21 protein-coding genes are annotated in these 21796 nt (G+C 44.2%); 12 read left to right on the top strand and 9 right to left on the bottom strand.

The genetic code is table 11. From position 1 onward, the window contains the following. Positions 1-8 precede the first annotated feature (8 nt). From K9J17_15920 to K9J17_15905, 4 genes are all read right to left on the bottom strand, one after another. Positions 9-1220, bottom strand: a complete 1212-nt coding sequence (locus K9J17_15920; protein MCF8278215.1) for a site-specific integrase — start codon at positions 1218-1220, stop codon at positions 9-11. A gap of 273 nt (positions 1221-1493) precedes the next feature. Then, the gene (locus K9J17_15915; protein ID MCF8278214.1) at positions 1494-2006 is read right to left on the bottom strand and encodes a hypothetical protein; all 513 of its coding nucleotides are present in this window, start codon (positions 2004-2006) and stop codon (positions 1494-1496) included. Continuing rightward, complete coding sequence (lysA, locus tag K9J17_15910; GenBank protein ID MCF8278213.1) at positions 2003-3226, bottom strand: diaminopimelate decarboxylase; 1224 nt, start codon at positions 3224-3226, stop codon at positions 2003-2005. The genes K9J17_15915 and lysA overlap by 4 nt, the downstream gene beginning before the upstream one ends. 62 nt (positions 3227-3288) lie before the next feature. After that, positions 3289-3852, bottom strand: coding sequence for a chalcone isomerase family protein (locus K9J17_15905; protein ID MCF8278212.1), 564 nt, complete (start codon positions 3850-3852; stop codon positions 3289-3291). Positions 3853-4036: 184 nt separating this feature from the next. Here K9J17_15905 and K9J17_15900 point away from each other — a divergent pair, with 184 nt between their 5' ends. The 3 genes from K9J17_15900 to K9J17_15890 all read left to right on the top strand — a co-directional run bounded on the left by K9J17_15900 (position 4037) and on the right by K9J17_15890 (position 5807). Further along, positions 4037-4795, top strand: coding sequence for a DUF2807 domain-containing protein (locus tag K9J17_15900; GenBank protein ID MCF8278211.1), 759 nt, complete (start codon positions 4037-4039; stop codon positions 4793-4795). Between the two features lie 69 nt (positions 4796-4864). Further along, a complete protein-coding gene (locus K9J17_15895; protein ID MCF8278210.1) occupies positions 4865-5359 on the top strand; it encodes a peptidylprolyl isomerase in 495 nt (164 codons plus the stop codon). Position 5360: 1 nt separating this feature from the next. After that, complete coding sequence (locus tag K9J17_15890; GenBank protein ID MCF8278209.1) at positions 5361-5807, top strand: DinB family protein; 447 nt, start codon at positions 5361-5363, stop codon at positions 5805-5807. A gap of 2 nt (positions 5808-5809) precedes the next feature. Here the strand turns inward: K9J17_15890 and K9J17_15885 are convergent, their stop codons facing one another. Next, complete coding sequence (locus K9J17_15885) at positions 5810-7459, bottom strand: aryl-sulfate sulfotransferase (protein MCF8278208.1); 1650 nt, start codon at positions 7457-7459, stop codon at positions 5810-5812. Between the two features lie 133 nt (positions 7460-7592). On the opposite strand from K9J17_15885, the gene K9J17_15880 reads away from it, so the two are divergent. From K9J17_15880 to K9J17_15860, 5 genes are all read left to right on the top strand, one after another. Further along, the gene (locus K9J17_15880; protein ID MCF8278207.1) at positions 7593-7931 is read left to right on the top strand and encodes a cupin domain-containing protein; all 339 of its coding nucleotides are present in this window, start codon (positions 7593-7595) and stop codon (positions 7929-7931) included. Positions 7932-7974: 43 nt separating this feature from the next. Then, positions 7975-8388 carry a hypothetical protein gene (locus K9J17_15875; protein MCF8278206.1) on the top strand — a complete coding sequence of 138 codons (414 nt, stop codon included), beginning with the start codon at positions 7975-7977 and terminating at the stop codon, positions 8386-8388. Positions 8389-8550: 162 nt separating this feature from the next. Continuing rightward, positions 8551-9525, top strand: coding sequence for a T9SS type A sorting domain-containing protein (locus tag K9J17_15870; GenBank protein ID MCF8278205.1), 975 nt, complete (start codon positions 8551-8553; stop codon positions 9523-9525). Between the two features lie 91 nt (positions 9526-9616). Beyond that, positions 9617-11071, top strand: a complete 1455-nt coding sequence (locus K9J17_15865; GenBank protein ID MCF8278204.1) for an NAD(P)/FAD-dependent oxidoreductase — start codon at positions 9617-9619, stop codon at positions 11069-11071. A gap of 2 nt (positions 11072-11073) precedes the next feature. After that, positions 11074-11898, top strand: coding sequence for an SDR family oxidoreductase (locus K9J17_15860; GenBank protein MCF8278203.1), 825 nt, complete (start codon positions 11074-11076; stop codon positions 11896-11898). Between the two features lie 81 nt (positions 11899-11979). Here K9J17_15860 and htpG read toward each other — a convergent pair whose 3' ends face one another. The 3 genes from htpG to K9J17_15845 all read right to left on the bottom strand — a co-directional run bounded on the left by htpG (position 11980) and on the right by K9J17_15845 (position 17050). Then, positions 11980-13899, bottom strand: coding sequence for a molecular chaperone HtpG (gene htpG, locus K9J17_15855; GenBank protein ID MCF8278202.1), 1920 nt, complete (start codon positions 13897-13899; stop codon positions 11980-11982). A 163-nt stretch (positions 13900-14062) separates the two neighbouring features. Further along, positions 14063-15118, bottom strand: coding sequence for an acyltransferase (locus tag K9J17_15850; protein MCF8278201.1), 1056 nt, complete (start codon positions 15116-15118; stop codon positions 14063-14065). Positions 15119-15241: 123 nt separating this feature from the next. Continuing rightward, entirely contained in the window at positions 15242-17050 is a 1809-nt protein-coding gene (locus K9J17_15845; GenBank protein MCF8278200.1) for a hypothetical protein, read from the bottom strand. Between the two features lie 217 nt (positions 17051-17267). On the opposite strand from K9J17_15845, the gene K9J17_15840 reads away from it, so the two are divergent. The 3 genes from K9J17_15840 to K9J17_15830 are packed head-to-tail and all read left to right on the top strand — an operon-like array spanning position 17268 to position 19517. After that, a complete protein-coding gene (locus K9J17_15840) occupies positions 17268-17975 on the top strand; it encodes a class I SAM-dependent methyltransferase (GenBank protein MCF8278199.1) in 708 nt (235 codons plus the stop codon). Positions 17976-17996: 21 nt separating this feature from the next. After that, positions 17997-18539, top strand: coding sequence for a hypothetical protein (locus K9J17_15835; protein MCF8278198.1), 543 nt, complete (start codon positions 17997-17999; stop codon positions 18537-18539). A 21-nt stretch (positions 18540-18560) separates the two neighbouring features. Further along, the gene (locus tag K9J17_15830) at positions 18561-19517 is read left to right on the top strand and encodes a hypothetical protein (protein MCF8278197.1); all 957 of its coding nucleotides are present in this window, start codon (positions 18561-18563) and stop codon (positions 19515-19517) included. A 43-nt stretch (positions 19518-19560) separates the two neighbouring features. Here the strand turns inward: K9J17_15830 and K9J17_15825 are convergent, their stop codons facing one another. Then, on the bottom strand, positions 19561-20286 hold the full coding sequence (locus K9J17_15825; protein ID MCF8278196.1) for a thioredoxin fold domain-containing protein: 726 nt from the start codon (positions 20284-20286) through the stop codon (positions 19561-19563). A gap of 229 nt (positions 20287-20515) precedes the next feature. Here K9J17_15825 and K9J17_15820 point away from each other — a divergent pair, with 229 nt between their 5' ends. Continuing rightward, positions 20516-21775, top strand: coding sequence for an NAD(P)/FAD-dependent oxidoreductase (locus tag K9J17_15820; GenBank protein ID MCF8278195.1), 1260 nt, complete (start codon positions 20516-20518; stop codon positions 21773-21775). Positions 21776-21796 lie beyond the last annotated feature (21 nt).

Raw genomic sequence — 21796 nt, 5'->3', positions numbered from 1 at the left:
CGGAAGGATTATCCCCCGATCACCTTCTCCAATGCTTCATCGGTATCCTTGAAGATGAAGTTCGATTGGTAGTTCACCGTGGTGGTGATGTTGGAGTGTCGATACAGTTTTTGAAGCATCTGTACGGGAATTTTATCCCCTGAGATATTGCCGAAGGTGTGTCGGGCGATGTGCATGCTGACCTTCTTTTCAATGCCAATCTCTGGAGTGATTTTCTTGAGTTGCTTGTTGAGCCTACTCACTGCCTCGGAGGTTTTCTTTTGAACCATGTACTTCTCATTCAGGTCCTTTACGACTTGCAGATCAGGAAAGACGAGATTGTGAAGGTGTTCCCCATCACTGTATGCATCAAGTATTCGTTGGGCTTTGGGTGATACCTTGAATGACCCCACCTTATCATTCTTCCCCATCTTGTAATACAATCGGCCATCTTGGAAATCTGACCATTTGAGGCGAAGGACATCAGACACACGCATACCAGCGAAGTAGAAAGAGATAAGCCAGACGTTCCGAGCGTGGTCTTGAATAGGAGGGAGGGTGGCTTCTTCCAGCAGTTGTACTTCTTCTGGTGTGAGGCCGATTTTCACTGAATCAGGGAACTTGATTTGAATCCCGTGTTTACCGAACGGATAGTGTTCAGCAGTTACGAATCCAGCTTGAATTGCTTGATTGAAGATGGTTCGTATGATGATGAGATGATTGATGATCGTTCGGTCTTTAATGTTCCGAGTGCGTTTGAGGTACGCGCTGAATCTCCGAAGGAGTGGAATGGTGATGTCTTGAAAGGCAATGTCTGCCCCGTCCAAGAACTCTCTGAAATGGGCAATACGTGGTTTCTCTGCAACATACCTGTTGAAGCTCCCTAAGTCTCGGAGGTTCTTGAGGTAGTCTTCCTCTGCGTAGCGGAAGAAGGATGAACCCCTCCCTGTTCCCTCAACGGTTTCTTTGATCGCCTTGGCGGTTGTTCGCTTACGCTTCGTTTGGTCGTCAATGGCTTGCCCACTTAACTCCGCTACTTTGTGCGCGATGAGGTTATTGAGCCGTGCTGCGTTCGTGTGCTTCTTTACTTGACAGGTGACTTCATCCCACTGATCGAGGCGAAGTTGGTATCCGAGGTGGATGAATGAGCTTTTCCTATCTTTGGTAATACGGATTGCAAGCGGGTAGGTGCCATCCTTTTTACTCTCTTTCTTTCTGAGTACTGCTTTGACTGATGCCATGATGCGGATCGTTTGGGTACAACATAGGTACAACATTTCCCGATTTGGTACAACATCATCTGGCTTTATTTTTTCACAATCCCCCTTCAAACTGGGATTATTGAATCACATGGATCCATATGATATCAATAAATTAGGATTCATAACCCTGAGGTCGGGAGTTCAAATCTCCCTCTCGCTACTCAAAAAAAAAGCCTTCCAAATCGGAAGGCTTTTTCGTTTATAAAAAGTTTGAAATGAAGATGATCGGTTTGTGCCTTTAATTGGCACGAATCAAAATTTCAAGCTCGATGCGATTCGCGAGAACAGGTTTTTGAACTCGTCATAATTCGCAGACGTTGTTTCCATGGTAAGGATCAAAACGGTTCCGTTGTCATTGCTGAACAACACGCTATGCGTCATTTCAAGTCCGGTGGCCGTGTTTTTATGCGATTCTAAAAGTGATTTGTACTTCCTTCCTCCGATTGTTCTGTCAGATTCCTTCAGAATTTTGAAATCCTGACTTTTCCCGACCTCTTCAAGATACTTTTTGAAGGCGGCATCTAGATCTGTTTCTGTCCAATGAAGGATGTTGACGCTCATTATTTCACGTGTCACGTCAAGTTCACTTGTTCCTTGTCTCACAGCAAGAAATTCAACCGTGCTGTTTCCAGGAACTCCCCGTTTCCAATCAGAAGGAACTCCGATCTCAAACTTATTCGCTGCGTCTTTGAACACGGTAAGGTTTTGGGCAAATGATGCGTTTGACCAAATGGATATGAATAACAAAAGGAATGCGTTTTTCATTTTTTACTTTTAAAAAGATGGCCAACATCTACTTGATTGACCAAAAGGTCATCGAGCGTCTGTCTTCGAGATACAAGATATGGTTTACCATCAACAAGTAAAACTTCGGCAGGCTTCAACCGCGAGTTGTAGTTGCTGCTCATCGCAAACACGTACGCCCCTGCATTTTGAAACGCTAGAATGTCGCCTTCGTTTATTTCGTTGATCTTTCGGTCCCAAGCAAACGTATCCGTTTCGCAGATGTAGCCAACTACGGTGTAAATCCTTTCCGGTCCATCGGGATTGCTGACATTGGTAATGTGGTGATATGAATCGTAGAACATCGGGCGGATAAAGTGGTTGAAACCCGTATCAACACCGGCAAAAACGGTCGCAGTGGTCTGCTTTATCACGTTCACTTTACACAAAAAAGTGCCTGATTCGCTTACGAGAAATTTGCCTGGTTCAAAGGCAAGTTCGAGGTCTCTTCCATACTCTTTACAAAACTCTTTGAACTGTTCAGAAAGTTGCTCGCCAAGTTCTTCAATGTTCGTAGAAACATCGCTTGGCTTGTAAGCCACTTTAAAACCGCTTCCAAAATCTACGTATTCCAATTCTTTGAAATGCAATGCAGCTTCCAATAATAATTCAGAACCTTTCAGGAATACGCCAACATCCAAAATGTCGCTACCAGTGTGCATGTGCAATCCGTTCACATGCAACTTGTAAGCGTCAACGATGCGTGTCAAATGCCGCATTTGATGAATTGAAATACCGAACTTGGAATCGATGTGCCCAACTTGGATCTTGTGATTTCCTCCAGCCACAATATGTGGATTGATGCGAACACAAACGGGATAGGAACTACCGTATTCGTTCCCGAATTTTTCGAGCATCACCAGATTGTCGATGTTCACTTTTACGCCAAACGAAACTGCTTGTTTGATCTCTTCAAAGCTTACTCCGTTAGGAGTGTAGATGATTCTGTCAGGAGTAAAGCCAGCACGAAGTCCCAATTGCACTTCCTCAATTGAGACTGTATCCAAACCAGCACCTAAGGCATTGAAATGTTGAAGTACTGCTTGATTGCTGAGTGCTTTGCAGGCATACTGAACATTGACACGGATTCCCGAGAAAGCGTTGATCAATCGCTTGTATTGTGATTCCATTTTGTCGGCATCATATACAAACAACGGGGTTCCGAATTCCTCGGTCAAACTCAATAATTGTTCTGGTTTCATAAGTGGATTTTGCGACCGATAACTCGGTCATAGCAAGAAATGTACTACTGGAAAATTTCGGTTTACTTGCCTAACATGGCTGTTTTAAGGTCTTCATCCGCAGGTTTTGCACCTAACCAGATTCCGAACAATGCTTTCTTAAAATCGAGGCCTTCAACGGTTCCTTGCAGCTTACCGTTCTTGTAAGACTCAACTCCTTTTCCAGGCACGTAAACAATATCAAACACGTTTCCTTCCACAATTTCTTCCTTCTTAAAGGTATTGACGAACTCCGTGATCTTTGCTTTCAAAGGCTCCGTTTTACCTCCAGTGCTGTTTTCAAAACCTTCCAGAATGGCTTCGCTCATGTTTTCACTGCTTATCATTCCTGAAGTTATTTGCAGTTTAACCGCCATTGGTTTGTCTGCATTTACGATGGCTGAAGCGTCAGAAGATTTATCGCTCAGATAAAGGCCACCGACATATAGTTTGAAGAATACCTTCTTTCTAATTCCACCGCCATTGAGGTTGACATTAACGCTTCCTGCTTTGATACTTGCAGGTAGTGTGACCCCATTGATGGATAGTTGAGCTTGTGTTGGCAATGCCATTGAAACGGCTAAAAGTGCTGTGAGAAAATATTTCATAGTGACGGTTTTAATTTCTGCTAAAATAAGTGATATCTGAATCTCTGTAACCGCAACAATAAGGCCAATGGTTCTTATTACGGTTTGTCAAACTTAGTATTGCGCTTCTTGTGCAAGCTTTTCAAGGTTAGATGGATATAATTTTAGAACTTGGGTGAAAATCAACAAGATGAAATCATTTGACATGTTTAGAACAATCATCGCCACGCTGTTGCTCAGCGCGTTAAGCGCTTGCACGTTTATTACAGGCAAAGGTCCGGTAGTTGAGAAGGAAGTGGTTTTTGAAACCATCCGCGGAGTACAATTGGATGGATCTTTCGATCTGGAAATTGAACAAGGAGCAGTTCAGAAAGTAGAGGTTCTAGCCCAAGAAAACATTGCGGAAAAGCTAAAAATGAATGTGTTGGACGGCATTCTTTATTTGAGTTTGGAACCGGGCTCATATCTGAATTACGAATTGACCGTAAGAATTGTGGTTCCCAAGATTGAAAGTATCGGACTATCAGGTTCTGGCGATATCCAAGTTGGGACGTTTGTAGGAATCCAAGACCTGATTGTCAGCTTAGATGGTAGTGGTGATGTTCAATCTATAGGAGCTTTTGAAGTACTGAATCAGGCTAAGATTGAATTGGACGGAAGTGGCGACATTGATCTGAATCTAAAAGCTGCGAAAATTGTTGCTGATCTTAGAGGAAGTGGTGATATTGACCTGAAAGGACGTACATCTGAATTACTTGCCTCTGTAATTGGTTCGGGCGACTTGAATGCCTTTACACTTGAATCTATTCAGTGCACTGCGGTGCTTGAAGGTTCGGGAGACATTCGGGTTTTCGCTTCACACAAGCTCGATGCAAAACTGACTGGTATGGGAGATATTCGCTACAGAGGAGAACCCGAAGTCACCGCAGCCATTGATGGATCTGGCAGTGTAGAACCAGACTAGAAATGAGATTGGATTATTCTGTGATTTGATTCTATTTTTGGCCGCTGATAATCTGAAGAAATGAACGAAATGAAGAATCCAAAGGTATTTTTTGATGTGAGTATCAATCAGCAACCTGCTGGCAGAATTGTATTTGAACTGCGTGCTGATGTGGTGCCGAAAACAGCCGAAAATTTCCGTGCCTTGTGCACAGGCGAAAAAGGATTCGGATATAAAGGAAGTTCGTTTCACCGCGTTATTCCTCAGTTCATGCTTCAAGGAGGAGATTTCACCAACCATAATGGAACAGGAGGGAAGTCGATTTACGGAGAGAAGTTTGCCGATGAGAATTTCGAATTGAAACATCAGGGCAAAGGTCTATTGAGCATGGCCAATGCAGGAAGAAATACGAACGGTTCGCAGTTTTTCATCACTACGGTAGATTGTCCTTGGTTGGATGGCGCGCATGTGGTTTTCGGTAGCGTTATTGAAGGAATGGAGGTAGTGGATAAGATAGAAACGTATGGTTCTCGTTCTGGCGCTACATCGGCACCGATCATGATCGATGACTGCGGAGAACTCTAACATGCTTGATTCGCTAGCGGAACTGCTGATCAGAGACCTTTCCAAAATGCAAGAGGAAATCGGCCTTTACAAGGACGAATCAATTCTTTGGAAAACTTCGGAAGGAATCTCTAATTCTGCCGGAAATCTAGCCTTGCATGTGGCAGGAAACCTCCAACATTTTATTGGAGCAACACTCGGAAGCTCAGGTTATGTGCGTCAGCGCGAGTTGGAGTTTTCTTCGAAGGATGTTCCTGCAGAACAGCTGATTTCTGAACTCGAAAAGGCGAAGCTTGCCGTGCGAACAACGCTTTCCAACTTGAATCTTGCGGAACTGAAAAAGCCATTCCCGATTGATGTTTTCAAGCAAGGAATGAGCACAGAAATGTTCTTGCTTCATTTACTCACACACACCAGCTATCATCTTGGGCAGATAAATTATCACCGTAGAATTTTGGCAACGAACTAATGTTAGTTCACAATCAATTTAGTCACTGATTGCGAATTTCCAGTTTGAACCGACAGGTGATAAACGCCCGAAGGCCAATATGACACATTGATACTTTCCAAATTATTCAAGTCTGCTCGTTGCAGAATCAGTCTGCCGTACGAGTCGAACACAGTCAGATAACTTCCAGGTTTCAGGTTTGTGATGGAAATAATGTCTGATGCAGGATTCGGAATGACCTGAAATTGAGTCTGTTCTTGCGCGGCCACATCGGTATTGGTTCCGTATAGATCACAACTGATGTTGGAATTGAGTTCAATTACAGCTCCTGGCGTCATGTCTTTTCCTGCAAATGCACTGTAATCAGCTCCGTAGCGTGTGCATCTGAATACAGTTGCATTGCTGATCACCGTTCCTTGTGATACAGGACCCGTGTTTGCTACAGGGTTTTGATATTCCCAAACGACATTTCCATTTGGGTTTATTTCAAAAAAGTGTCCGCTGCTTCCTTCGCAGATCAGCGTGTTCTCGTTCGGTAATCGATGCGCGCCAGAGATATTTGAAGAGAAGAAATCTGTGTTAGAAGATGAACCGTAGATCCAGTCCTGAGCGCTTGGAAGAAAAGACTCACCGCTTGAAGGTTCCGCGTAATTTCCGTTCGCATCAACAGGCGGAGCTATCACATCCACAGAAGAGTATGAAACTCCAGGAATGCGATTTGCACCATTGTTGTAGATCATCAATTTTCCTGCATCACTTCCTTCGGTAATCCAATGAGCATCGTGCTGCCCAAAGAATTTTTTATCTGCTTGAGTTCCTCGACCATAAGCCAATGGATTGCCCCAACGGTAAAGAAGATCGCCTCCTTTTCCGTACGTTCCACCGGTGTGAGATGCGGCCTCCGAAGTGGTAGTACTATGGTCAATTACCCATAGTTCGTTGGTGTTGTGTGAGCTGAGAACGATCTGATCCAATGCGGGATTGTAATCTACCGAATTGATATGCAGCCAATCACTTGATGATGTTGAAGGATAATTGATATTGATGAGTTCAGGATGATCGGCTACTACACCGTAATTGTCTTTCGAATTGTCGAATTCCTGAATGGCGTGATCCCATGCGTGCCATTCCCAAACAATCGTTCCACCATTCATTCCAGAAGGTTCCACTTCAATGATCTTATCGGGCCAAAACGTACTTGGAACCGAATTTGGATTTCGACCAGACTGAATGGCTTCAGCATTCGATTTACTTTCCCAAACGATCAGAAGGACATTTCCGTTAGGTAGATATTCAATATCATGATGTTGACATTCCGATGAACTTGAAACTTGATAATCCCATTGCAGATTTCCGTCCCAATCAAAAAGCTGCACGCCACCGCCACTACCACCCGAAGTAAATGTTGAGTTACTCCGGTTTGCTGCGCGAAGAAGACTTCCGTCTTCCAGCAAATATGCGGAGAGACCAGGTTTTACCGTGCTTTCCCAGCTTTGTATCTGCTCTCCACAATTATTAATCAGATAGGTGAACTTTGAGCCCATAGGGGCAAAGAGCGTGTAGCCATTGTAGGAATCTGCCGAGTTTAAAAGCGTCCCAACCGTCTGTGATTTCACGAAGTGAATTTCACCTATGATGATGATCAGGAAGAAAAAGGAAGTAATGGTTTTCATTTCGTTGAGATTTACGTTGTGCAATTTCGGCCTTTCTCATATTCCGCGTATTACAGAATTCGAAGATGGTTGTGCAAGATTCGTTTCTGTGCAAGAACGCAACCTTGCGCAGAAGAACATCGTTTGAAATGCCATGAAAAAGACAATCAAGAACTCAAAATCTTACAATTGGGGTGATGGCTGTACTGCGTGGCAGTTTGTCAATTCTCCAACGATGAGCGTTATAAGAGAAACCATGCCTCCAAAGACCTCTGAGTCGCTGCATAAGCATTCAAAGTCGCAGCAGTTCTTTTTTGTGATTGAAGGTGAAGCCTTGTTTGAATTGAGCGGTGAGCGATATACGATCAAAAAGAATGAAGGAATGCACGTGAAACCGAATCAGGTGCATTGCATCACAAATCCGACCGATCAGAATCTGGAACTACTCGTTATTTCAGAACCGCATTCGCACGCTGACAGGATCAATATTTAAATTACTTGGTAGTTTCACTATCCAAACCATTCAAATTCTTGTCATGAATCCTTTATTGAGAAACGTTTTTGCGGTTGTGGCAGGAGTTGCCATAGGAGGTATTGCCAACATGGGCATTATCACTCTAAGTGGCTTACTGATTCCGCCTCCAGAAGGTGTAAATCCGAATGATCTTGAAAGCATCAAGGCTAATATTCATCTTTATCAGCCCATCCATTTTCTGATGCCGTGGCTTGCTCATGCCGTGGGCAGTTTTGTAGGTGCATTGGTTGCTGCATTAATTGCTGTATCACACAAAATGAAGTTTGCTATGGGAGTTGGTGCTTGGACCATGGTTGGTGGAATAGCTGCTTCGTTTATGATTCCAGCACCTACTTGGTTCATAGTTGCTGACCTCGCTTTAGCTTACATTCCAATGGCTTTTTTGGCAGGCAAGCTGGCTACAGGAAAGGGGTGAAATTTCCTTCGGTTTTCCTGCATTATTGGTTGTCCACTTTTGGTGGCTAATAACAATTGACCAAATCGAATTTGGCAATTTCCAAATTCCCATACATTCGCTGCCGAAATCTGTTTAACTACACTCGTTTCGATAAAACTGAAAAACTGTAAATTCTTTAAAATGAAAAAAATCTACTCTACTTTTTGTGCAATGCTTGCGGCAGGTACCATGCTTACAGCCACTGCTCAACAACAGCCGAATAATGGCGATTTTGAAAATTGGGATGGCAATGGCGACCCAACAAATTGGAATGACATGAGAACTGGTGATTTCACTGGATGCGGTCTGTGTTCATTGGGTTCGTCTCAACGAATTTTTCAAGACAACAGTGTGGTGCATAGTGGTTCTGCTAGTGTAAGAATTGAATCCACAAGTGCGCTAAGTAATGTGATAAACGGAACAATGACAACAGGAAGAGTTGTTGCTCCGTCTACTACGCCAAGTCAAGGTTATGCCCAAACAAGAAGAAATGAAACTGGATTCAACCATCCTTTTACGGATATGCCAGACAGCTTGGTTTTCTATGCACAGTATAACGTAACCAATTCTTCAGATTCGGCTTCAGTGGCCGTTATTTTACATGATGATAACGACCATCGTACCCCAGGTGGTAATAACAGTCAGGTTATTGCTACAGCTGAAAAAAAGTTTCAGACTGCTGGTACTGGAACATGGAAAAGAATTTCTGTTCCGTTTTCATACACTGGCGGCTCAGCCAATGGAGTTGCTTACGCATTGATGACGTTCACATCAAGCTATACTCCTGGACAAGGAAGTTCAACGGCTAAATTGTGGGTTGATGATTTTGAGTTCATCTACAACCCAATCGACCCAACATCTGTTGAAGAATTGGCATCAAGCGTATCTGTTTATCCGAATCCGACAAACGATGGTCGTGTGACTATTTCTCTTGGTTCTGAGTTCAGAAATGGAAATGCTACTATTGTTAATTTGATGGGGCAAACAGTTGGTATGTTCAATTTTTCTAACGCCAATAATGTTCAAGTGGCCATTGATCAACCAGCTGGAATGTATTTCGTGAACATCAACACGCTTGATGGACAGACAACCACAGTTCGTGTAATCAAGAACTGATTGTTTCCATAACGGAATGTCTAGAGCCTCGACCATTTGGTCGGGGCTTTTTTGTTTCTATTGAACAGAATCGAATCAATAACTTGCTCGCATGAATGAGCATTTGGTTGTAATCATTGGAACAGGCTTTGGCGGTCAGTGTGCGGCCATCAATCTGCTAAAGCAAGGCATCACAGATTTCGTGATGCTAGAGCGTAGAGACTTCATGGGCGGAACATGGTGCCAGAACACCTATCCCGGTGCTGCGGTGGATGTGCAATCTCCGCTGTACTCCATTTCGTTTGAGCCCTACCCATGGACGCAGATGTTTGCAGATCAGGCCGAATTGAATAAGTACACGAATTACGTCATTGACAAACACGGTCTCAGAGACAAAGCAGTACTGAATACCAATGTAGAGGAGATCCGTTGGGATGATGAACGAAAGAAGTGGAACGTTACAACCGATAACGGAAAGTTCGTTGGGCAGTTTCTCATCAATGCCTCTGGTCCGTTAAGCACACCAGTTATTCCCAATTTTAAAGGCAAAGATTCATTTAAAGGCAAAGCCTTCCATACAAACAACTGGAACCATTCTTACGATCACAAGGGAAAACGAGTGGCCGTTGTAGGAAGCGGAGCCAGTGCGGCACAGGTCATTCCTGCCATTGCTGCGGATGTGAAGCAACTGCATGTTTTTCAACGCACGCCACATTGGGTATTGCCTCGGGCGGATAGAACGTTCAGTCCGTTCCAGCGGAAGCTTTTGGGCATTGGTTTCATCCATAAACTGGTGCGATGGATGATTTATTGGGGATTGGAAACGCGTGTGGTCGGGTTCAAGTATTCCCAATTCTTTCTGAAGTTGATCGGGCAGCGCGAGGCAGAACATTTCATCAAGAAATCTATTAAGGATGAAACGCTCAGAAAAAAGGTAACTCCAGACTTTACATTAGGTTGTAAACGTGTTCTGTTATCAAATGATCTGTATCCTACCTATCAACGAGAGAACGTTACACTTCATGTTCGTGACGAAGGGGTGGAGGAGATAACCGAAACAGGGATCAGAACGAAAGACGGAAGGCATATTGAATTAGACCTCATCATTTACGCCACAGGTTATGACGCTACCGATGGCGTTATCTCTTATCCTGTTTGCGGAAAGGATGATATGAAATTGCATGATTTCTGGAATCCATTCCCGCGGGCGTATTTGGGTACAAGTATCCCCAATTTTCCTAATCTTTTCATCGTCACTGGCCCGAATACGGGCATTGGTCATACTTCTGCTATCTTCATCATTGAGGCGCAAATGCATTACATGATGAAAAGCATCACCGAAGTGCTAAAGAAAAAGGCAAAAGCCATTGAGGTGAAGAAACAATCGGAAGAAGATTACACGCAGATGATCCATTCCGAAATGGAACAGACCGTATGGAAGTCTGGTGGATGCAATAGCTGGTATCAGAGCAAAAGCGGACACGTCATTGCCATGTTCCCCGGGTTCAGTTTCACGTACCTCAGAATGGCCAAGAACTTCAAGCCAAAAGACCACATAATCGAATAAAGATGAAAGATTTCAAGAATAAAATAGTTGTGATTACAGGCGCTGGCTCTGGAATGGGAAGGGCGTATGCGGAAGAATTTGGAAAGCTTGGGGCTAAACTCGTCTTGAACGATTACGAAGAAGGTCCATTGGCCGAGACCGTGAAAATTGTGCGAAGTCAAGGCGTTGAGCATATCTATTCAGAAACCTTTGATGTTTCCGACAAAGACAAGATGTTCGCATTTGCTGAGAATGTGAAATCCAAGTTCGGGAATGCACATATCATCATCAATAACGCAGGAATTGAAGGTTCTACGCAAACTGCCTTTCACACTTCGGTGGAAGATTTTCATCGCATCATCAACATTAACTTCTTTGGAGTTGTGAACGGAACGAAAGCGTTCTTGCCTCAGCTTGTAGAAAACAACGAAGGAGCAGTGGTGAACGTCTCTAGCGTGTTCGGATTGGTTGGTATTCCGAACAATGCCGATTACTGCGCAAGCAAATTTGCTGTTCGAGGATTTACCGAAGCATTGTCAGTCGAGTTTCACGAAAGCCCAATTTCCATTCATTGCGTTCATCCCGGAGGTATTGCTACCAACATTGCTAGAAAAGATGCAGGACAGGAGTTCTCTAAGAAGTATCTGACCACACCACCAAAAGACATCGCGCAGTACGTTATCAAGTGCATTAAAAGCGGAAAGCCGAAAATCGTTTATGGTCAAGATTCGTTTAAGCTTTGGTTAGCGGGTAATCTGGTGCCGCAGCGCGTTCTTAACAGCGTTGTGTATGGTGAACTCAAAAAAGTAATGGACATGAGGTCTTACTCCGATTTTTTGAAGAAGTAAAACTCGTCCAAAAAGATAGCCCCGCTCCGAGATTCGGAGCAGGGCTATTTCATTTGGTTTGGCGCTAATAGCTAACAGCTATTAAATCATTTCAACGCTGCGCTTCAAAAATTCACTCAGGTCTTTTCCTTTCAGCAAGCCTTGTCCAAGAAGTGCCAGATCACATAGTTGTTTGGCCTTTTTCTCCTTGTTTTCGCCTTTGCTTTTAAGGATCTCGCCCACTTTCGGGTGATTGGCATTTACAACCAGATTGTACATTTCAAAACCACCCATTCCGAACATGGCGCCTTGTCCACTTAGCTTCTGCATATCGGCCATTCTGCGCATGAATTCTGGTTGGGTAACGGTAACGGGCATATCGTTTTCACTCAAGTTCTCAAACTGAACAGTGAAGCTGCGTTTGCTGCCTTCCGGATTGGCCTGTCCTTCGAAAATCGGCTTCAGTTTCTCCTTCTCTTCATCGCTGAGTTTGCTTGGAGCTTCTTCGCCTTTGTCAATCAATTTCTCTACCGTATCCGCATCAACACGGGCAAAAGTGCTGTTCTCCAGTTTCTGCTCTAATTGATTCACGAAGTGCGAATCGAAAGGAGAATCCATCACCAACACATCGTAGCCTTTTTCGGTGGCATTGTCAATGTAATAGTGCTGCACTTCGGTATCGTTCGTGTACAGATATACCAATTTGTTGTCTTTGCTGGTCTGCGCGGCAGCAATCTTCTCCTTGTATTCATCCATCGTGAAATACTTGCCTTCGGTGTTCTTGAACAACCAGAACTTAGACGCACGTTCGTTGAACTTCTCGTCAGAAAGCATTCCGTATTGAATGAATATCTTGATGTCGTCCCACTTGGTTTCGAAATCAGCACGGTCGTTTTTGAACAGTTCAGCAAGTTTGTCGGTCACTTTTTTGCTGATGTGGCTGCTGATCTTCTTCACGTTACCATCTGCTTGCAAGTAGCTTCGCGATACGTTCAACGGAATGTCTGGAGAATCGATTACGCCATGCAACAGCGTCAAGAATTCAGGAACAATGTTCTCTACGTTATCTGTAATGAACACCTGATTGCTGTAAAGCTGAATCTTGTTCTTTTGAACCTGAATATTGTCCTTGATCTTTGGGAAGTAGAGGATACCCGTTAGGTTGAACGGATAATCCACGTTCAAATGAATGTGGAATAACGGCTCATCAAAGGTCATTGGGTACAACTCGCGGTAGAAGTTCTTGTAATCTTCATCCGCTAGATCTGCAGGTTGCTTTGTCCAAGCTGGGGAAGTATTATTGATGATGTTGTCTTCCGTGATCTGAACGTCTTCACCGATCTTCTCGCCTTTATCATCGCGCTTGGCGTATTCGGTACGTGTTTTTGTTCCGAATTTGATCGTTACCGGAAGGAATTTGCAGTATTTGTCAAGGATGCCTTGAATACGGGCCTTCTCCAAAAACTCTTTGCTATCATCAGCAATATGAAGGATGATGTCGGTTCCGCGCTCTGTACGATCGTGTTCTGTCAGTGTATAATTCGGGCTGCCATCACACACCCAATGAGCCGCTTTCTTGCTCTTTACGTAGCTTTTGGTGATGATCTCCACCTCTTTGGCCACCATGAACGAAGAATAGAAACCAAGACCGAAATGGCCGATGATGGCTTCCGCTTTATCCTTGTATTTGTTTACGAATTCTTCCGCTCCAGAGAACGCAATATCGTTGATGTATTTGTTCACTTCCTCGGCACTCATGCCAATTCCGTTATCCTTGATAGTAAGCGTTCCAGCTTCCTTGTCAAGAACAATTTCTACTTGTAGTTCTCCCAGGTCACCTTTGAACTTGTCGATACCACTCAGCGTCTTTAACTTCTGCGTAGCATCGGTAGCGTTGGCTACCAATTCACGAAGAAAGATCTCGTGGTCTGAGTAAAGGAATTTCTTGATGATCGGGAAGATGTTCTCAGTAGAGACATTGATCGTTCCCTTTTGTGTTTTTTCTGCTGTATCTGTTGCCATTTTTCTGAAGCTTTTAGCTGATTAGAAATTAGGTTATTAGTTCGTCTTAGCTGCGCCAATGTCAATAGCTGTGCCATGGGCAGAAAACGGAAGCCTTGTCAGTTTTGAGGGGAAATGGAATAAGGAAGAGGTGACAGGATTGCAGTTTGGGACTTCCAAAATGCTACAACCATTTGTCCAAAATCAATTGCTGGGCCTTCCGCTCAAACAGTTGATACGTTAGAACACTCACAGCCACCAAGCCAGTGAAGTAGAGGTAGAAATCCGTTCCTACCAGATGCTCTTGACCCAATAATTCCCTGAACACGATAAACACGGGCCATTGCAAGATGTACATCGAATAACTGGCGTTCCCAAGTGCAACGAGTGGTTTGCTTCCTAGGATTCTTGAGAAAATGGAGCGGTCGGCTGCAAGGCCAATAAGTATCACGAAGAAAACGGGAGACATCAGTCCGTTATGAGTGTAGGTTTTAATAGGATTGTCTGTGGAGAGGATCAGTAAAAACGCTGCAATACCAAGGATATAAAGAACCCGAAAAGGCCATTGATTCGATATAGTGGGAATTCGAAAATTATCGATAAATCTCCCGCAAAACATGCCAAACATGAAGGTGTTCAAATGCCAGAACGGAAAGTACAAGGTGAATTGTCCGATAGCAGGATTGCTTGGGTCATAAACCTGTTTGGAAAAGTAGTGTTGAACAGCACTCAGAATCCAAATTGCTAAAATGAAAAGGGTCGCATTCGTGAGATTCAAACGCTTGAATGGTCTGAGTATGAATGGAAACAGGATGTAAAAGAACATCTCTACCGAAATGGACCAGCTCGGAAAATTGATCTCTAAACACGATCCAGGATTCCAAGCATGCAAGGAAAGCGCTTGCAAGATGATGCTCAAACCTTTTGGATAAGCGTTATTGTATAGCATACCAAGCATAAGCGTAACTCCAAATGCCAACAAGTAAACGGGGTAAATGCGTGCCAAGCGTTTCAGTAAGAACGAACCGGTCTTTAAAACCGGTTTGTTGTAATAACTTACTGTTAGAACAACTCCAGATAAGAAGAAAAAGAAGCTTACCGCAATGGAGCCTTGGCTAATAAATGGGCTGAGCATGCTAGAATCAAAGGGCTTTGTTTGTCCACCAAAATGGAATACCACTACCAAAGCAGCCGCTAAGAATCGCAGAAATGTGAATTGATTGATGTAGTTGCTTTTCACAATGAATGCTCTTAATGCAAGAGTAAGTATTTGCTAATTATCTAAAGAGCCAATTCGAGGCTAAAGCGATGTCCATTACCACTCACGTTATTTTTCATTCACAGAAAAGCAGTGAAAGAAAGTTTAAGTATCGGTTAATTTATATACCTGTAAGTTCGCTTTTCTGATGTGCATGGATTTCTGGTCAATATTCCAGATGAAGATTTTCACGTGATCGGCATCTACGTTTCTGCCGGGCATTACCCAATGCTCTGTGATCATGTTTTCTCCAAGCTTCCATCGTCTTGGATAGTTCTTTAGCTCGTACGATTTGTACATGAGCTCATCTCCTATAGAATCATTTACGCCCATCACCAACCAAATATTCATAGGTATGGAATCTGCGGAAAAGGCCAATGTCAACTCATAAAGAAGGTCTGTACCTTTTAACGAATCCAAATTCTGGTTCAATAAGCCAAAGAACTCTCCAGTGAATGTTGATGAATCAGTTTCTAATGATTCAATCAAAACGCGTTGCCTGAAAGGCGATCTTCTAAACAATGACTGAGAATCGTTTCCTTGATTGACTGTTGTCGAAAACCTCCAATTGACGCTTGGGTCATCCGGCAACGGGTAAATGAAATCCGCGATACCTGAATCTCGAATTTCGTTTTGAAGTGATGCCAGTGGCCAATTAGCTCGCATGTTGTAATAATTGTAAGCGTCTTCTTGTAAACTGGACGCAGCCACAATGGGTTGAACGCCCGAACTGATGTACTCGGTAAGAATCTGATTGAAAAATTGCTTGGAATTTTCTTCCCACTTCCAAACCCTGGCGTAACTGGTGTTCAGCGTTGCCAATAAATTGATGGGCAAAATCCAAACGACCGAAACAAGTGCTAAACTTAAGAGTGGACCTAACGGATGAATATCCAGCAGAGCTTCGCGTGCCCAAACAATAAGAAGAACGCTGAGAGGTAGCAGATAAAGCCCAACCCGGTCCATTGGATAATTGACACCAAAAAGATGGTGAAGAGATACGTGCCCAACGATACATCCGAGAATGAGTAGTAGAAACATGGACGCATCATTTTTCCAGATCCATTTACCCGATTTTACCCAAAGTACCACAACTGAAACACTACTGAACATTACACCAGCAGGTAGCAACAGTTTCAGTTTTCCATCCCATAGATAGAGTGCATATTTCATCAAAGAATCAACGGTAACTTCCCAAAAACCTGAACCTTGTCCGTAGTAAAGATGACCGCCATCCATGAGTAAAAAACCAACTTTCGCGAACAAAAAGGATGGTATTATTCCAAATAGAATCATCCAAAAAAGGGTAGCCTTTGAAATTGGATTTCTGTCCAAAAGATCATGGGCCAATCCTAAGAAAATGATGGACAACCCAACGGCCTGTGGGAGCAGCATGGAAAGGTTGGCCCAAGTGGCGATGCTTGCCGCACATATTGCAATTAATGAATTGAAAGCCCCGCGATTACGCCACCAAAGACTCAAGTGGAACCAGCTGACTAAGGTGAATGCGATTGAGAGTCCATAACCGCGACTTAATCCAAAGAAATCCAGCACAAACTGACTTCCTGCCAAACCTACAAACAAGGTAACCGCATTGATGGTTTCCTTAACCCGTTTGCTCCATAGATATGCATAAAACAGATACAGGAAACCAGCTATCAAATTTGGAAGCCGTAGCGCCAATTCAGAATAACCGAACACTTTTGTGCTGTAAATTCCAAGCAACGTATTGAGCATATGGTTGTTGGCATTCCAGTCTTCCGAATTTGGAAACCAATTGTCTTTCATGATGAATGAGTAGAGCGTTGTCGCCTCATCCATGATGATGGCTACCGAAAATGCCCTTATGGTCAAATAAGCTGCTAACAGCAGCAGCATCGCCAGTAGACATTTATTGATCGTTTCTCTTTTCAATGGTGGAAGCAGACGGATGGTCGGTGCGAAATTCGAAGTAATTAACGAAATACTTTACTACGCATGCTCAATGCAGAACTTTCCAGCCAATTCTATCAGCAGCAAGAAGGAATTAAAGGCCAGTGAAAACGCACAATCATCTTAAAATATTCAAGTTGATTTATTCAGGGAAGTTTCAATCAACAGGATAAAACTTTTTGAAACCAAGTAATTACACGTGAGCGGTTTATTCCAAAGCTGTATTATTCCGAAGTTTGCTTCAAAAGGAACAGTGAGCAACCCAAACGCCCATCTCAAAGAAGGATTCTACTCCAAGCTCTTTGCGCGGTTTTACGACCCATTCATGGAAAGCATGGAGCAGAAAGTGCTTTCGCGCTACCGCAAGCAATTGCTGCAACCCCTCCATGGAAATATTCTGGAAGTAGGTTCTGGCACTGGAATCAACTTTAAGCTTTATCCCACAGGCTGCCATGTGCTAGCCAGCGAACCATCTGAACACATGCTGAAGTATGCAGAGGAGCGACTGAAGATGGAAACTGTGGATGCTGAAATCGAGTTGGTATTGGCAGGCATTGGGAGTGAGGAATTGGAGAGTCGTGTGCCTACAGGAGGATTCGATGCCATTGTCTGTACCTTGGTTCTCTGCACTATTCCCGAACCCGAAATGGCGGTGGCCAGTTTTCGAAAATGGCTGAAACCCGATGGCCGACTCATTATTTTAGAACACGTTCACGGGCAAACGAAAACGCGCAGAACCTTTCATAACGCACTTAATCCCGTGTGGAAGCATTTTGCCGAAGGGTGCCATCTGAACCGCGATACAGCTAAGATGCTCAAAGACCAAGGTTTTGTGGCCGAATGGCAGCACGATTTCATCAAGGTGTTGCCATTTCATGTTTCAGTAATGAAACTCGCTGGCAAGTGATCGGAGTCAGTTCTTGTGTTAATGCACAGACTACTTTTGCTACGGATGAATATGCTTAGATATGTGCTGCTATCGTTCGGAATGCTGCTGAGTTCAGTAGCGGCCATCGCACAGGTTCAGATTGGTTTTGGGGTCAGTGGATCTTACAATTTTCAGACAGAGGGTTGGGGTTTCGGGGCCAGGGCCGAAGGATACGTAATCAAAAGTCTGTCGGTGGTTTTGCAAGGTCAATATTATCCTTCGTTCAATCAGGTGCACGAAGTGAGCGGAGGGCTCGAACTGCATTACGCTCCATTCTATCATCCCATCGCGCGCCCTTATGTTTTGGCAGGAGGCAGTGTGAATTATTGGTTCAATTACAACGAATCGAATTTCAAAGCTGCCAAGCCGCTCAACTTCATTGCAGAAGTAGGAGGAGGGCTCGTTTTCTTGGATAAACAGCTTCGTCCTTTTGCTGAGTATCGATACAATCCTTTCTTTTTGGAAGGTAGCGTGCACGTAGGTCTGATGTATTTTCCCAAGTTCCGATCGCGCAACCGAACCACTTGTCCAGCGTACTTATAAAGCAACTAAAACACCCGAAAAATGACTTCAAGAATCGCCCGTTTGCTGATGCCAGCCCTGCTGTTGGTGATGGCCTTCGTTTTCACCGATTGCAGCAAGCAGCGCATTGCAGCCAATAGTTATTCGAACCCAGATGAGTTCATGTATAATAATCGTCCAGAGGAACAGGAATTTGAAATTGATGGAGAAGGAAACGGTCCTATCATCGGCAATCAAGGAACGCGACTTTGGTTGGATTCGTCCATTTTCATGTTCACCAATGGAAATGATGTTTCCTATCCAATCACCATTAAACTCATTGAGGTCTACACACCAAAGGACATGGCGCTTTACGAACTTCCTACGGTGGCGCAAGGAAACATGTTGGTTACAGCAGGAGAGATCCGCGTGCGGGCATTCAAGGATGGCGAGGAATTGGTTTTGAAGCCGGGTAAGGTCTATTTGGCGCAAACACCTAACGCAGATCCTGTTTCGCAGATGTCCGTTTTCTTCGGTCAAGAAACGGGAGATATTCTTGATTGGTTCGACAATGCCTCAGCTGTTAGTAGCAATGCAGGCATCGATAGTTTGGAATGGATTGCTCCAAACACAGATTCAACAGGTGGACCCTTCGGTTGGCCAGGTATCGGATATGACCTTGCCATTCCTGCGATGGGCTGGATCAACTGCGATTACTTCTATAACTTGAATCCTGATTCGCTTACCACCGTGAGTTACGAATCGGCAGAGGATAACCTCGACAACGTGGTTATCTATCTTTATTTCCCGAACATCGGTTCGATAATGCAGGTTTACAATCAGCAATCGGGCAATGTTCCGATAGGAGAACCAGTGAAATCGATCTGCTTCGCGATGAATTCTGAAGGAAATCTGGCTTATCACTACGAGGAATTCGCCATCACATCCAATCATGTGGTGCAAGTAACCATGACCGAAATATCAGAAACGGACTTACTTGCCTTGTTGGCAGGACTGTAGTTCTAGATTTCGATTTTCTGAGAATTTTCTGTTTGAACAAGGCTTAGTTGAGCTGTAGTTCTCGCTGCAGTTCTTCCTTTTCAACGAGGCCGATGTGTTGCCAAGTGATGCTGTCGTTACGGTAGATCAAAAGCGTTGGAATTTCGACTACGCTAAGGGTTTTCATTAGCTCCTTGTTCTCGTCTGCATTCACTTTGAGCAACTTAAAACGGTTTGAATAGGTGCTGCTGAGTTCCTCTAACATGGGCGCCATTTTTTTGCAAGGTCCGCACCATGGCGCGTAGAAATCGACCAGAACAGGTAGCTCTGAATCCAATTCATGTTGGTAATCTGCAACACTAAGGCCTGTGGCGTTAGCTGTAGCATCTTCATTCATCGCCACAGGCAAGTTGCTACTCTGCCAAGCAAGTAGGCCACCTTTCAGATCATAAATACGATTGAACCCGAGTTTTTGCAACCGTTTAGCTGCGCTGCTGCTTCTTCCTCCAGAAAGGCAGTAAACGAAAATGGGTCGGTCTTTAGAAAGCGCGGCAAGTCCAGTTTCAAAGTTTGCATCGTTCCAATCTACGTTGATGGCCGAAAGCAAATGGCCTCGATTGAACTCCCCAGGAGTTCGCACGTCTAAAACCTGCGCATCTGGAGTTTCCTTCATCAGCGCGTTGAAACCAGCCGCTTCCAAATGCTCGATGGTTCCTTCCTTGATAGGTTGACAAGACACTAGGCTTGATGTGAGCAGTAGGATGGACACGAATAGGGATAGAACACGCATGGTCAATTCATTTTGCAGCAAAACTACCTTCGGCATTTTGGACGCACTATGATGCTTGTCACACAAAAGCGCTTCTCAGGTGTTCTTTCATTGGTTCATCTGAAGCAGCCATACGCTTATTTCTGCCTTCTTGTAGCAACTGAAGTTCAAACAATTGTAACGCCTGTATTAACAACCATTCACGTCCTGCATTCAAGGGAAAACTACCTTTGACCCTATGGCAGAACAGTTGAATATTCCGGTAATCGATCTACCACGTGTGGTGATCATTGGAGGTGGTTTTGCGGGCCTTAAATTGGCCAAAGCATTGGACAGCGAACTGTATCAGATCGTGCTCATCGATAAGAACAATTATCACACTTTTCAGCCCTTGATGTATCAAGTGGCCAGTTCTGGTCTCGAACCCGATTCCATCGCCTATCCACTTCGTAAGATATTCAAAGGAAAAGCGCATTTCCATTTCCGAATGGCCGATGTGCTCTTGGTTGATGATGCGAGCAAAAACCTGAAGACAAGCATTGGCACCATTCATTACGACATCCTGGTTATGGCAACAGGTGCTGATTCCAATTTCTTCGGGATGGAGAATGTGGAAAAGCACAGCATGCCGATGAAAAATCTGGTCGAATCACTCAACCTTCGGAGCCGCATTCTCAGGAACTTTGAAAAAGCACTGAACACCAGCGACTTGCAGGAACAGGAAGCACTAATGAGCTTCGTGATCGTTGGTGGAGGTCCTACAGGTGTAGAATTGGCAGGCGCTTTGGCCGAGCTCAAGAAGCAGATTCTTCCGAAAGATTATCCCGATCTGGATATCCGAAAAATGCAGATCCATTTGGTGGAAGCTGCCGATCGACTCTTGGTAAATATGAGCACCATAGCGTCTGAAAAAACTGCCAAATTCCTCAAGTCGATGGACGTGAATGTGTGGCTGAATACGCAGCTGAAAGATTATGATGGCAAGGAGGTGGTTACAAATCGCCACGTGTTCAATAGCAAGACACTGATTTGGGCGGCAGGAGTGAAAGGGGCGCCTGTTGACGGGCTAAATGTCACGATGGCGCGCGGAAACCGTGTGGTTACAGATGCTTTCAATGCTGTGGTCGGAAAAGAGAACATTTATGCCATAGGCGATGTGGCCGTTATCCAATCAGAAGAAACACCGAACGGTCATCCCATGTTGGCTTCTGTGGCAGGTCAGCAGGGAGCGCATTTGGCCAAGAACCTGAATGCGCTTGCCATCAAGAAACAATTGACTCCGTTCGTTTATGCTGATAAAGGAACAATGGCCACCATTGGCCGAAATCTGGCGGTGGTCGATCTTCCTTTCATCAGTTTCGGTGGTTTGCTCGCGTGGTTCACTTGGATGTTCGTTCATCTGATGCTTTTGGTTGATTTCCGTAGTAGATTGGTGGTGTTCGTCAACTGGGCATGGAGCTACATCAACTTCGATAAGGGCACACGTCTAATAGTGCGAAACAAGGACTGATTAAGCAGGTGTGTCAGGTTA

Source organism: Flavobacteriales bacterium (assembly GCA_021739695.1).
GTDB lineage: Bacteria > Bacteroidota > Bacteroidia > UBA10329 > UBA10329 > UBA10329.
This window is presented reverse-complemented; position numbering and strand designations above follow the sequence as displayed.

Coding starts and splice junctions, on each gene's coding strand:
- K9J17_15905 (MCF8278212.1), bottom strand. CDS start 3,852: ATGAAATATTTTCTCACAGCACTTTTAGCCGTTTCAATGGCATTGCCA.
- K9J17_15890 (MCF8278209.1), top strand. CDS start 5,361: ATGCTTGATTCGCTAGCGGAACTGCTGATCAGAGACCTTTCCAAAATG.
- K9J17_15895 (MCF8278210.1), top strand. CDS start 4,865: ATGAAGAATCCAAAGGTATTTTTTGATGTGAGTATCAATCAGCAACCT.
- K9J17_15825 (MCF8278196.1), bottom strand. CDS start 20,286: ATGCGTGTTCTATCCCTATTCGTGTCCATCCTACTGCTCACATCAAGC.
- K9J17_15865 (MCF8278204.1), top strand. CDS start 9,617: ATGAATGAGCATTTGGTTGTAATCATTGGAACAGGCTTTGGCGGTCAG.
- K9J17_15915 (MCF8278214.1), bottom strand. CDS start 2,006: ATGAAAAACGCATTCCTTTTGTTATTCATATCCATTTGGTCAAACGCA.
- K9J17_15830 (MCF8278197.1), top strand. CDS start 18,561: ATGACTTCAAGAATCGCCCGTTTGCTGATGCCAGCCCTGCTGTTGGTG.
- K9J17_15885 (MCF8278208.1), bottom strand. CDS start 7,459: ATGAAAACCATTACTTCCTTTTTCTTCCTGATCATCATCATAGGTGAA.
- K9J17_15870 (MCF8278205.1), top strand. CDS start 8,551: ATGAAAAAAATCTACTCTACTTTTTGTGCAATGCTTGCGGCAGGTACC.
- K9J17_15860 (MCF8278203.1), top strand. CDS start 11,074: ATGAAAGATTTCAAGAATAAAATAGTTGTGATTACAGGCGCTGGCTCT.
- K9J17_15920 (MCF8278215.1), bottom strand. CDS start 1,220: ATGGCATCAGTCAAAGCAGTACTCAGAAAGAAAGAGAGTAAAAAGGAT.
- K9J17_15880 (MCF8278207.1), top strand. CDS start 7,593: ATGAAAAAGACAATCAAGAACTCAAAATCTTACAATTGGGGTGATGGC.
- K9J17_15835 (MCF8278198.1), top strand. CDS start 17,997: ATGCACAGACTACTTTTGCTACGGATGAATATGCTTAGATATGTGCTG.
- htpG (MCF8278202.1), bottom strand. CDS start 13,899: ATGGCAACAGATACAGCAGAAAAAACACAAAAGGGAACGATCAATGTC.
- K9J17_15900 (MCF8278211.1), top strand. CDS start 4,037: ATGTTTAGAACAATCATCGCCACGCTGTTGCTCAGCGCGTTAAGCGCT.
- lysA (MCF8278213.1), bottom strand. CDS start 3,226: ATGAAACCAGAACAATTATTGAGTTTGACCGAGGAATTCGGAACCCCG.
- K9J17_15875 (MCF8278206.1), top strand. CDS start 7,975: ATGAATCCTTTATTGAGAAACGTTTTTGCGGTTGTGGCAGGAGTTGCC.